This is a genomic window from Bacillus sp. MMSF_3328 (genome assembly GCF_030733525.1).
GTDB lineage: Bacteria > Bacillota > Bacilli > Bacillales > Cytobacillaceae > Bacillus_AB > Bacillus_AB infantis.
Window position 1 is genome coordinate 436405 of record NZ_JASHIV010000003.1, and the last position, 11550, is coordinate 447954.

Here is an 11550-nt window from a genome sequence, read left to right on the forward strand (position 1 = left end):
TTGGAGGTGAAAGGTTTGGAAATCAGTATATCGTCTGATTTAAGGCAGAAGGTGCCGGGTTTCAAGGCCGGCATCATTGAGTATGAGAATATTGTCGTCGGAGATTCCCCGCAGATGCTGAAAGGGCGGCTGCAGCTGTTCCAGGAGTCAATTTTCTTTGAGCTCGAGCATAAGAATGTGACAGAATTCGAAGGAATCCAGGAATGGAGGCAGGTGTTCAAGCAGGCGGGAAAAGATCCGAACCGCTACCGCCACTCAGCAGAGGCCCTATTCAGGAGGATCAAGAAGCAGAATTACCTTTCCACCGTGAACAGTGCCGCGGATCTGAATAATTTTTTCTCGCTGGAATATCAGTCTCCTATCGGCATCTATGATAAAAGCAAGCTGGAAGGAAATGTCCGTTTTCGTCTGGGGCATGAAGGAGAAGAATATACGGGCTTGAACGGCAGGCCGAATTCACTTGAGAACCTCATTATCACCGAAGATCATAACGGTCCATTCGGCAGCCCGTTTGTCGACTCCAATCGAGCGCCTGTTACAGAGGAAACAACTGAAGCTGTACAGATCATCTATTTCAGGCCATCTCTTGAAAAAGACAGCTGTGCCAGATTGGCGGAATCCCTTATGGGGATGTTTTTGCAGGTTCATGGAGGAGAAGGGGAATTCTGTATTGTTGGATAAGAAAAAAGCAGAGGCATTAACATGCATCTGCTTTTTTCTCATTTGGCATCCATCAGCTGGCAGTCATGTCCAGAATATGATGCCGCATCCTCCTCATTCCAGGACAATGCTTTTGCCTGTTTCACTGCTTTTATAGATGGCATCAATGATCTTCGATACACGCAGGGCCTCTTCCGGCTTAACAATAAGCTGTTCTTTTCCCAGACAGCTATTGAGAAAATTCCTTGCCTGCGGTATGCCGGGATCCTCCTCCCCGGGAAGCCACTCTGCCTCACTATTCAGGAGCATCCCATTTTTCAGCTGGTTCAGCTGGAATGGAAATACATCAATTCCTCCGGTAAGCCCGGAAATGCCAAGGCTTTCTTCATCATTTTTGATATTGGCCATCCAGGAAGTCTCGAACAGGAGGGAGGCGCCATTCGCAAAGCGGATATAGGCTGTCACATGGTCCTCGACTTCAATGGTTTGATGATCATAATCTCCCCAAAGATTCACCTGGTTTTCCATCCTGCTGAGTTGATTGTAGGCTGTGCCCGTTACCTCAACAGGTTCCGGGCTGCCGAGCAGCCATAAAGCAAGATCAAGGAAATGGCAGCCATAGTCAATCATGGCGCCTCCTCCCTGCAGCTCTTTATTGGTAAAAACGCCCCAGCCCGGAACCTTCCTTCTTCTCAGTGCCTTTGCCCGGGCAACGATCGGCTGGCCGATTTCGTTTTCCTCTATGACCTTTTTAGCAGCCCTTGCTTCTTTCATAAACCGATAATGATAGGCAATCGCCAGCTGTTTGCCTGATTTCTTAGAGGCCTTAATCATTTCTTCGCATTCTTCTGCAGTCATTGCCATGGGCTTTTCACAGAGAACATGCTTTCCTGCTTTCAATGCTGCCACAGAGATTTCGGCATGATATCGGTTGGGTGTGCAAATCACAACAGCGTCCACAATCTCCAGCATATCCTGATAATCCCCAAAGGCGTGAGGCACCCCGAATTTCTCTGCTGTAAGCCTGGCAGTCTCTTCATGGATATCACAGATTGCTTCAACAGAGGCCAGCTCTGATAATGTCAGCAGTGCGGGGATATGGCGGCTCTGCGCAATCCCGCCGGCTCCGATAATTCCAACACGCAGCTTTTCCATACAATCCCCCCTTAAGGCAATCTCACTATTTTCCCGGACTGGCCCGACTCCAGCGCAGCAAGGACAACCCTTAAGGATTTCAGTCCCTCTTCCCCGCTCACTGGAGGCTCTTTGTCTTCCGCAATACTGTCAATGAATGTACTGATAACATGGGACTGCGTCTGCTTTCCTTCTTCATTCGTCTGAATGCCGCCAAGCTCATATTTCAGTGTTTCTCCGTTCTTGTACTGGATGACGAGGGAATTGACAGGGTCGTCCTCAAGCCTGAGGATCGCATTCTCAGCATAGATGATAGTTGAATTATCTTCTTTTGATACGTAGGACCAGCTGGCTGCCAGGGTTCCGATCACACCGCTTTCCGTTTTTAAAATGCAGACAGCTGTATCGTCCACATCGCTGTTTTCCTTTGAGCTTGCTTCCACAAAAGCGCCGGCCTGTGTGATCTCCTCTCCCAGCAAATAGCGGATCAGGTCGGTTTTATGTACTCCAAGGTCTCCCATCGCTCCAATAAACGCCTCGCTTTTCCGGAAAAACCAGCTGTCCTTCCCATCCGCACTCCAGCCCTCTGGTCCGCCATGCCCAAAAGCGGTCCTGAAGCTGTATACCTTGCCCGCTTCCCCGCTCGCTATAAACGCACGGGCTTTCTGATGGGAAGGCACAAACCGCTGATTATGGCCGATCATAAGCTTTTTCCCATATTTCCTTGCCGCTTCTATCATGCTCTCCGCTTCCTCCACCGACACAGCCATCGGCTTTTCGCAAAGAACATGCTTCCCGGCCTTCAGGGCAGCTATGGAGATGGGTGCATGCAGATAATTCGGTGTGCACACGCTCACTGCATCGATTTCCGGATTTTCCAGCAGATCCTCATAGCTGGTATATGCTTCAGCATGATACAGGGCAGCCATATCCATCGCCCTTTCCTCCACAATATCACAGACAGCCATGATTTCAGCCCTGCCGTTCAGGTGATATTCCGGCAGATGCCTGTGCTTGGCGATGCTGCCGCACCCGATGACCCCAATCTTAATCTGTTCCATCCTTACCCCTCCCCGTTCTTCCCTTTTATATGCTCCAGCGGCTTGGCATTCCCATACTTCACCTCAGGCTGACGGGATCCTTCTGCCCACCTGACAGCATTAATGATGACCTTTTGAACATCTTTGTTAAAATAAGTCGGATAGGTTTCATGCCCAGGCCGGAAATAGAATACTTTTCCTTTCCCGCGCTGATAGGTGCAGCCGCTCCGGAACACTTCTCCGCCCTCGAACCAGCTGACCATCACGAGCTGGTCCGGAGCAGGGATATCAAAATGCTCACCGTACATTTCCTCCCGCTCCAATTCGATATACTCCCCCAGCCCTTCCGCAATCGGATGGCTCGGATCCACGACCCAGATCCGTTCCTTTTCGTCTGCTTCCCGCCATTTCAAATCACAGGAAGTTCCCATCAATGATTTAAATATTTTTGAAAAATGGCCTGAATGAAGGACGATCAGCCCCATGCCGTCCAGCACCCGCTGTTTCACCCTGTCAACAATTTCATCCGGGACCGCATCGTGGGCGATATGCCCCCACCAGATCAGTACATCTGTATCTTCCAGAACCTCCCGGGTTAATCCGCATTCATCGTCATCAAGCGTCGCTGTCCTTACTTCAAAGGACTCACCTTCCAAAAAGGAGGCAATCGCTCCGTGTATCCCATCAGGATAAACGGCCCTCACTTCCGCGTTTTTTTGCTCATGCTGATTTTCATTCCATACCGTCACTTTTGCCATTGTTCTTCCTCCTATCTGCTGCCCGGCGGCAGATTCCGATATTCATTCGGTGTATAGCCGGTCAGCTTTTTAAAAACCTTGCTGAAATATTTTTCATTCTGGTATCCAACCTGATAGGCAATCTCGTAAATTTTCAAAGATGGGCTGCCAAGCAGCTCCTTTGCCTTTTCCATCCGGATATTGGTCAAATAATCTGTAATGGTTGCGTGGAAGTCCTGTTTGAATTTCCTGGATATATACTCTCTGCTCAAATAAAAACGGTCAGCGATATCCTGCAGTGTGATATCAAGATGATAATTCTGCACCAGAAACTCTTCGATTTGCTTGATGTTATTGTTCTCTTTCTGGGCTGCTTTGCTTTCCCTGGGCTCTCTAAAGGCCCCTGTCAAACGTGAAGCTGCAAGGTCATTGACTGCCCTTTTGAGCGTTTCATTCAGCAGTTCCGGATCAATCGGCTTTAAGATATAATCAAAGCTTTTATAATAGATGGCGTTCCTCATATACTCGTAGTCATCATAGCCGCTGACAACGATCGTTTTCACCTGGCATTGGGAACCATGGATCCACTTCAAAAGGCTGATGCCGTCACACCTCGGCATATTCATATCGGTAAAAATAATATCAGGCTGCACTTCGCCGATCAGTCTGATAGCCTCTTCCCCGTCCTCTGCCTCAAAGATGGAGCTGATTCCATGCTTTTCCCATTCTGCAAGCATAAGAAGCCCTTCCCTGACATGCTTTTCATCATCGATGATGATTGCCTTCATCCACTTCGCCCCCCGGGTGCAGCGGAAGCTTCATGGAAACGATAAAGCCTTTGCCTCCACGATTTCCAAGCTGCAGGATTGCTTCTTCTCCGTAATAAAGCATCAGCCGTCCATACACATTCCTAAGCCCGATGCTCGTGCTGTCCCCTTTGGCCTCAAGCGGCCCGCCTTTAATACAGCGCCATATATCCCCCAGCCTGCCATCATCTGCGCCTCCGCCATTATCACTTATATCTATGCATAGAAATCCGCTGTCTTTATAACATTCGATATTCAGCTCGCCTGTCCCTTCACCCGGAGTAAATCCATGCTTAAAATAATTCTCAATGACCGGCTGCAGCAGCATTTTAGGAACTTTGACAGATGAGACCTCTTCACCTGCATCAATCCTGTAGATAAACTTTTCGCCAAACCGCTCTTTCTGCAGGAGCAGGAAGGCCTTTGTATAATTAATCTCTTTTATCAGCGGCACCCGGTCCTCCTCCATGTCCATCCCGTACCTCATGATTTTTGAAAGATGGGTAATCAGGGTATAAATCTGGGGAACTTTGTTTTTCAAGGCAACCGTTCCGATCGACTGGAGGGCATTGTACAGGAAATGCGGGTTGATCTGCGACTGGAGCACCTTCAGCTGATTGGTTTTATTCTCAATCTCCAGCTTATATTCCCTGTTGATGAGATGGTTTATTTTCTCGATCATCTCATTGAACCTCATTCCAAGGATGCCGATTTCATCCTTCCCGAATGAATCATATTCAACATTCATGTCCCCCCGCTCTACCTGGCTGATGCTCCTTAGCAGCACCCGGATCGGGGAGGTGATTCTAAAAGAAACGAATAAGGTGGCAAGGATAACCAGCGTTAACCCGATAATGCCGAAAAGGATGTTGATTTTCGCAACGCTAAAAGCGCTTTCATACAAAGTTGTATCCGGGACCCGCTTCACGAGGAACCAGCCGCCCGCACTTTCTTCCATCTGCTCGTAAATCATCATGCCGCTGAAATCATCTTTCTTCCATTCAAGTGTCCCCGCCTTATTTCCTGAACTCACAATGGCATCCACCCATTTTTCGGGCACCTGTCCGCTTGCAGCATCCTTGTCAGAGCTATAAATGAGAAGGCCATCCTGAGATACAATATAAAATTCCTCGCTTCCCGGAGTATAAAGATTCCTGCTGAGATTCACGATGTCATCCGGAGCGATCTCAAGAGTAATGTAGGCCAGCACATTGTCTGATGGAATATTTGTAAACGCACGATGCACTGCCATGATATTCCGGGAATTCGTCTGTTCCATCAGCGGTTCAATATACATATGCGAGGAGCTGTCCCTGGCTCTATTGAAGGCCTCTGCGCTTTTGGCGCTCCTTCCTTTCATGAAGACGACTGTAGACCTCCTGGAAGCGGAGATGACCCTGTCTTCGTCTGCAAAGGCTATTTGGACCCTGTTAATGGTATCCCCGGCATAAAGGATGGTTTGGACCACATTTTTCATGATCCCGATTGTTAAATAATTGTCCTCATCTTTAGAAGACCTCAGGAAATTTAAGAAGCCGGGATTATTGTACAGAGACAATGTCAATCCATTCAGCTCATTCATATAGCTCTCCAGGTTGATTTTGCCCTGATAAAGAAGCTTGCTGTTTTCCTCTACAGCCTGATTTTTCAAAAACTCCTTCGTATGGAAGTAGGTAATGATAATCGATGTGCCGAAAGGAATGATTGTGATCAGCAGCAGCAGGACGATCAGTTTATTGCGGATACTGTTCTTAATCATAAATAGTCCTCCCCAGGCCCTGATAATGTAAGTATATATGGGACAGGGTGAGACATGCTGAAGATTTTTTCATTTATGGAAAATAAAAAGCATGCCCTGTTGCAGACACGCTTTTTATCCTGGCAGTGATCTCTGCTTTACTTTAAGTTATCCCAGTTTTTCTGGAACCTCTCTAGCAGAGTATCATAATCAATTTTACCTGCAGCATATTCCTGGATGCTAGCGGCGAATTCCTTGTTCGCTCCATCCGGCCATCTGAACCATGTCCACGGAATTGTTTTCTCTTCTTTGGAGTACTCAAGGATTGACTGGCCAAGATCGCCAAGACCTGATGCCTCAATATTGTCAAAAGCAGGGATGAAAGCAAATTCCTCGGTTAAATAGCGTTTTCCTGTATCAGAAGATACCATCCATTCCAGGAACAATTTAGCTTCATCCAGGTGCTCGGAATTCTTATTCAGAACCCAGTTATTCGGGACCCCAACAGGGAGGCGGTCAGCATTTTCGTCATCTGAGATCGGAATCGGCAAAAAGCCCATATTCATATCAGGATTAACCTCATAGATCATATTTTCAGTCCAGTTCCCCTGCTGCAGCATGGCAGTCTGGCCTGCGGCAAATTGGGTGACCTGCGTGTTATAGTCAGTGGTCAATGGATTATCATTTCCAAAATTGATTTCTGTATCAAGCACTTCTTTAAACTGCTTGAATTGCTCATTATCTGTAAACTTCTCTGTACCATCATAAAGTCCTTCAATAAAGGCAATAGGATCTTCCTGCTGAGCAAAAGGGATATTCAGCAAGTGCTGCCCGATGACCCACCATTCCCCATATCCAGCTGAGAAAGGTGTAGTGCCGCTGTCCTTCAGTTTCTCAGCAGCATCCTTGAGCTCTGTAATATTGGCCGGAGGCTCCTTAATGCCTGCTTTCTCAAACAAATCTTTATTATAGACAAATCCGTATCCTTCAAGGTTGACCGGCATGCCATAAAGCTTGCCGTCTGTATCTGTCATCGGCACTTTGCCGATCGGGAGAAGATGCTCAACCCATGGCTCATTGGATAGGTCGGCCAGATGCTCCTTCCACAGTTCCAGTTCTTTAAAGCCGCCATTGTTGAAAATATCCGGCTGTTCGCCAGAAGCAAATTTCGCTTTCAGCGCAGCACCGTAATCGGCACCGCCGCCAACAGTTTCCAGCTTTACTTTGATATTGGGATGCTCGGCTTCGAACTCAGTGATCATCTCCTGAAGCTGGTCGGCAATTTCAACTTTAAATTGGAACAGGTTGAGAGTAACCGTCTCTTCCCCGGTATCCTTTGTCCCCTCTTTATCATCAGTTCCAGAAGTGCTTCCTGACGAACAGCCGGCCAAAATCCCGAATGTGAAAAGCAGGGACAGGCAAATAAGCAATAAGCGTTTCATTGTCATTGACCTCCTTGAATTCTATTTATATATCATTTTAGCGGCACATTCTAGCCGCCGCTAAAATTTGATATCTATTTGATGGAGCCTGATGCTATGCCTTTAATAATATGCTTTTGCAGGAACAGGAAGAAGATGATGACCGGCGTAATGCCAAGTACAAGCGCTGCCAGGCCCATATCCCACTGTTTTGTATATTGGGCAAAGAAGGAGCTGGTGGCGAGCGGGATTGTTCTCAGCTCGGCATCCTGCAGCACCAGGAGCGGAAGAAGGAAATCATTCCAGATCCATAAGGTATTAAGGATGACAACCGTCACTGTAATCGGCTTTAAAAGCGGGAAAACGATCCTCCAAAAAACCCCGAACTGGCTGCACCCATCAATCAGCGCCGACTCTTCTATCTCCCTTGGAACCGTTTTGACAAATCCATGGTAAAGGAACAGGGAAAGAGGAACGCCAAACCCGAAATACATCATAATCAGTCCGGGAATGCTGTTCGTCATATTCAGGGCGCCTCCGAGCTTCATAAGCGGGATCATAACCGTCTGAAAGGGAATGACCATTGCTGAGACAAAAAGGATAAACAGAATCTTGCTGAAGCGCCCGGGAGTCCTCACCATTTTCCATGCAGCCATTGAACTGATGATTACCAGGCCAATATTGCTGAGCACAGTGATGATCAGTGAATTCCAGAATGCCCTCGGAAAATTAATGATTTCCCAGACCTTCGAATAATTAGCAAATAACACTTCCTTTGGAAAAGCAGCTGCATCCAATAAGATTTCCGCAAAGCTTTTGACTGAATTAACCGCCACAAAATAGAAGGGGATCAGAAAAATCAGCCCAAGAATGATGCCGATTATCTCCAGCAGAAACGTCCTTCCTGTATACTTGCGATTCATCAGGCTTCAACCTCCTTCCTTTTCGTCATAATTACCTGAACCGATGTAAACACGGCGACAATCAGGAAGAAAAGAATCGATTTGGCCGTCCCGAGACCATAGCGGTTATTTTGGAAAGCCTCCTGATAAATGTTGATGGCTACAGACTGTGTTGAATTGAACGGTCCCCCATTTGTAAGAGAAAGATTTAAATCAAAGATCTTAAACGCCATTGATATAGTCAAAAAGAAACAAATAGTGAAAGCCGGAATGATCAGCGGCATAATGATGCGGGTAAGAAGCGTCCAGTTTGAAGCCCCGTCAATCCTTGCCGCCTCAAGAAGGGAATGGTCCACTCCCTGCAGGGCTGCGATATAAATCACCATCATATAGCCGCTCACCTGCCATGCAAACACAATGACAATTCCCCAAAATGCTGTAGTCTCATCCCCCAGCCAGGCAAGCTTGAAAAACGCCAGGCCAGTCAAATTTCCGATGGAAGCAAACGCTTTGACAAAGATAAACTGCCAGATGAACCCAAGCAGCAGTCCTCCAATTACATTCGGTATAAAGAAGACGGTTCTGAGAATATTCCGTGTCTTCAAGGCCGCGTTAAGTAGCAGGGCAAGTCCAAATCCAATTAAATTGCTGATAACCACTGAGGCCAGCATGAACTTGGTTGTAAACAAGAAAGATTGGAAAAAGTTCGGATCATCCTTGAAAATTTTGATATAGTTTTGCAGCCCGACCCATTCGACAGCTGAGCTTACACCATTCCATGAGGTAAAGGAATAATATAAACCCATAAGGAATGGTATCACCTGAATAAGGACAAAGAATATAATGGCCGGTCCGGTAAAAGCCGCATAAATTAATATACTTCGAAGACGTGCTTTTCTTTTGCTTGTTCTCTTTGTTACAGCGTCCGCCTTTATGGGAGCCAACTCTGTTTTTGCATCCAATTTTACTCTCACCGCCTTTTGTAATCGCTTTCTTTTATTATAGGAGGCTATCAAATAAAAAGGGGCAACATAATTGACCAAAAGAGGGGGAAAATTTTGACTTCTTCATAGAGAAGAAAGACTGGCTGACATCTTACCGTAACCCACGGGTCATGCCTTATCGGGATCAAGACAAAGAAAAAACGCAATGCTTCGTTTTCTGGAAACGAAACACTGCGTTGATGAAATTATGTATGGAGCGGGTGATGGGAATCGAACCCACGACATCAGCTTGGAAGGCTGAGGTTTTACCATTAAACTACACCCGCATCGAAAATTGCTGAAATTTGTCGATGCCTTTTCAAAAATAAAAACAGGAAACCCTGTATAAAAAGAAAATGATACCGGTGGCCGGGGTCGAACCGGCACTCCAGAAGGAACACGATTTTGAGTCGTGCGCGTCTGCCAATTCCGCCACACCGGCATATCATTTAATTTATCGTTCATTCTCCATTTCCTGTAATTGGAATGGAGGCGGCAACCGGAATCGAACCGGTGATAAAGGTTTTGCAGACCTCTGCCTTACCTCTTGGCTATGCCGCCAGAACGTTTGGAGCGGAAGACGGGATTCGAACCCGCGACCCCCACCTTGGCAAGGTGATGTTCTACCACTGAACTACTTCCGCAAATGGCTGGGCTAGCTGGATTCGAACCAACGCATGACGGAGTCAAAGTCCGTTGCCTTACCGCTTGGCTATAGCCCAATAATATGATATGCATAGAATGCAATATTGTGATTAAAAAATGGGGCGACTGATGGGAATCGAACCCACGAATGTCGGAACCACAATCCGATGCGTTAACCACTTCGCCACAATCGCCATAATAAAATTGGCAGGGGTAGTAGGAATCGAACCCACACTGGAGGTTTTGGAGACCTCTGTTCTACCTTTAAACTATACCCCTGTATGAATGGTGGAGGGGGACGGATTCGAACCGCCGAACCCTGAGGGAGCGGATTTACAGTCCGCCGCGTTTAGCCACTTCGCTACCCCTCCACGTTAAGGTGGTGCCGGCTAGAGGACTTGAACCCCCAACCTACTGATTACAAGTCAGTTGCTCTACCAATTGAGCTAAACCGGCTTACAAACAATGGTGGCTCAGGACGGAATCGAACCGCCGACACAAGGATTTTCAGTCCTTTGCTCTACCGACTGAGCTACTGAGCCATAATAAAATTTTCATCCAAAACCTTTTATACTTTAAGTCCTTTGTTCGTCAGTTCTTACGAACTTCCTCACAGATTGCCGCAGGAGCTGTTCAATGAAGGTAGCAATCTGCTCTACCGACTGAGCTACTGAGCCTAATTAAATTTAAATGGCGGTCCCGACGGGAATCGAACCCGCGATCTCCTGCGTGACAGGCAGGCATGTTAACCGCTACACCACGGGACCATTTTATAAATTTGGGTCTTGATTATGCCCGAGAAGCCTGCAGGACTGACTCTTCCTCTTCCAGATGACTCAAGGAAGCAAATCCGTTGAGGCAACTCGCAGCATATTCATTGCAGTGTCGCTCGTCGCTACACCACAGGACCAGATTGCGGGGGCAGGATTTGAACCTGCGACCTTCGGGTTATGAGCCCGACGAGCTACCGGACTGCTCCACCCCGCGACAATAAAAAGTTATAATGGTGGAGGATGACGGGATCGAACCGCCGACCCTCTGCTTGTAAGGCAGATGCTCTCCCAGCTGAGCTAATCCTCCGAAATGGTGACCCCTACGGGATTCGAACCCGTGTTACCGCCGTGAAAGGGCGGTGTCTTAACCGCTTGACCAAGGGGCCATTATATAATTTAAATGGCGGAGAGCAAGGGATTTGAACCCTTGAGACAGCTATAAACCGCCTACACGATTTCCAATCGTGCTCCTTCGGCCACTCGGACAGCTCTCCATAATTGGCTCCGCAGGTAGGATTCGAACCTACGACCGTTCGGTTAACAGCCGAATGCTCTACCACTGAGCTACTGCGGAATGATAGTATATTAGAATACTTTCGCCCGGCAGCGTCCTACTCTCACAGGAGGAGAACCTCCAACTACCATCGGCGCTGAGAAGCTTAACTTCCGTGTTCGGTATGGGAACGGGTGTGACCTTCTCGCTATCGCCAC

General features: G+C 47.4%; 9 protein-coding genes, 16 tRNA genes and 1 rRNA gene. 1 reads left to right on the forward strand and 25 read right to left on the reverse strand.

Going from position 1 to position 11550, the window contains the following annotated elements:
- The first annotated feature begins 15 nt into the window (after nucleotides 1–15).
- Complete coding sequence (locus RBB45_RS08385; RefSeq protein ID WP_094770015.1) at nucleotides 16–681, forward strand: B3/B4 domain-containing protein; 666 nt, start codon at nucleotides 16–18, stop codon at nucleotides 679–681.
- 93 nt (nucleotides 682–774) lie between these two features.
- Here RBB45_RS08385 and RBB45_RS08390 read toward each other — a convergent pair whose 3' ends face one another.
- The 25 genes from RBB45_RS08390 to rrf form a co-directional block, all read right to left on the reverse strand.
- Nucleotides 775–1815 carry a Gfo/Idh/MocA family protein gene (locus tag RBB45_RS08390; protein ID WP_101551114.1) on the reverse strand — a complete coding sequence of 347 codons (1041 nt, stop codon included), beginning with the start codon at nucleotides 1813–1815 and terminating at the stop codon, nucleotides 775–777.
- A gap of 11 nt (nucleotides 1816–1826) precedes the next feature.
- On the reverse strand, nucleotides 1827–2855 hold the full coding sequence (locus tag RBB45_RS08395) for a Gfo/Idh/MocA family protein (protein WP_224949838.1): 1029 nt from the start codon (nucleotides 2853–2855) through the stop codon (nucleotides 1827–1829).
- Between the two features lie 2 nt (nucleotides 2856–2857).
- A complete protein-coding gene (locus tag RBB45_RS08400) occupies nucleotides 2858–3592 on the reverse strand; it encodes a ThuA domain-containing protein (protein ID WP_009794998.1) in 735 nt (244 codons plus the stop codon).
- 11 nt (nucleotides 3593–3603) lie between these two features.
- Nucleotides 3604–4359, reverse strand: coding sequence for a response regulator transcription factor (locus RBB45_RS08405; protein ID WP_306009429.1), 756 nt, complete (start codon nucleotides 4357–4359; stop codon nucleotides 3604–3606).
- The gene (locus tag RBB45_RS08410) at nucleotides 4337–6136 is read right to left on the reverse strand and encodes a cache domain-containing sensor histidine kinase (protein ID WP_101551119.1); all 1800 of its coding nucleotides are present in this window, start codon (nucleotides 6134–6136) and stop codon (nucleotides 4337–4339) included. Before RBB45_RS08410 ends, RBB45_RS08405 begins: the two co-directional genes overlap by 23 nt.
- A gap of 137 nt (nucleotides 6137–6273) precedes the next feature.
- Nucleotides 6274–7557 carry an ABC transporter substrate-binding protein gene (locus RBB45_RS08415; protein ID WP_306009430.1) on the reverse strand — a complete coding sequence of 428 codons (1284 nt, stop codon included), beginning with the start codon at nucleotides 7555–7557 and terminating at the stop codon, nucleotides 6274–6276.
- A 74-nt stretch (nucleotides 7558–7631) separates the two neighbouring features.
- Nucleotides 7632–8459 (reverse strand): carbohydrate ABC transporter permease, encoded by an 828-nt coding sequence (locus RBB45_RS08420; protein WP_009794994.1) that lies wholly within the window; start codon nucleotides 8457–8459, stop codon nucleotides 7632–7634.
- Entirely contained in the window at nucleotides 8459–9400 is a 942-nt protein-coding gene (locus tag RBB45_RS08425) for a carbohydrate ABC transporter permease (protein WP_094770017.1), read from the reverse strand. Before RBB45_RS08425 ends, RBB45_RS08420 begins: the two co-directional genes overlap by 1 nt.
- 234 nt (nucleotides 9401–9634) lie before the next feature.
- Nucleotides 9635–9708 (reverse strand) — tRNA-Gly (locus RBB45_RS08430).
- 73 nt (nucleotides 9709–9781) lie between these two features.
- Nucleotides 9782–9863, reverse strand: a tRNA-Leu gene (locus tag RBB45_RS08435).
- A 45-nt stretch (nucleotides 9864–9908) separates the two neighbouring features.
- Nucleotides 9909–9982: transfer RNA gene (locus RBB45_RS08440), tRNA-Cys, on the reverse strand.
- Between the two features lie 8 nt (nucleotides 9983–9990).
- Nucleotides 9991–10065 (reverse strand) — tRNA-Gly (locus RBB45_RS08445).
- A gap of 3 nt (nucleotides 10066–10068) precedes the next feature.
- Nucleotides 10069–10143 (reverse strand) — tRNA-Gln (locus tag RBB45_RS08450).
- 41 nt (nucleotides 10144–10184) lie between these two features.
- Nucleotides 10185–10260 (reverse strand) — tRNA-His (locus RBB45_RS08455).
- An 11-nt stretch (nucleotides 10261–10271) separates the two neighbouring features.
- Nucleotides 10272–10345, reverse strand: a tRNA-Trp gene (locus RBB45_RS08460).
- Between the two features lie 7 nt (nucleotides 10346–10352).
- A tRNA-Tyr gene (locus tag RBB45_RS08465) sits at nucleotides 10353–10437 on the reverse strand.
- A gap of 9 nt (nucleotides 10438–10446) precedes the next feature.
- Nucleotides 10447–10522 (reverse strand) — tRNA-Thr (locus tag RBB45_RS08470).
- Between the two features lie 10 nt (nucleotides 10523–10532).
- Nucleotides 10533–10608 (reverse strand) — tRNA-Phe (locus tag RBB45_RS08475).
- A gap of 149 nt (nucleotides 10609–10757) precedes the next feature.
- A tRNA-Asp gene (locus tag RBB45_RS08480) sits at nucleotides 10758–10833 on the reverse strand.
- Nucleotides 10834–10979: 146 nt separating this feature from the next.
- Nucleotides 10980–11053, reverse strand: a tRNA-Met gene (locus RBB45_RS08485).
- A gap of 17 nt (nucleotides 11054–11070) precedes the next feature.
- Nucleotides 11071–11146, reverse strand: a tRNA-Val gene (locus RBB45_RS08490).
- A gap of 4 nt (nucleotides 11147–11150) precedes the next feature.
- A tRNA-Glu gene (locus tag RBB45_RS08495) sits at nucleotides 11151–11225 on the reverse strand.
- A 15-nt stretch (nucleotides 11226–11240) separates the two neighbouring features.
- Nucleotides 11241–11333, reverse strand: a tRNA-Ser gene (locus RBB45_RS08500).
- 5 nt (nucleotides 11334–11338) lie between these two features.
- A tRNA-Asn gene (locus RBB45_RS08505) sits at nucleotides 11339–11413 on the reverse strand.
- 24 nt (nucleotides 11414–11437) lie between these two features.
- A 5S ribosomal RNA gene (gene rrf / locus RBB45_RS08510) occupies nucleotides 11438–11550 on the reverse strand; the annotation flags it as partial.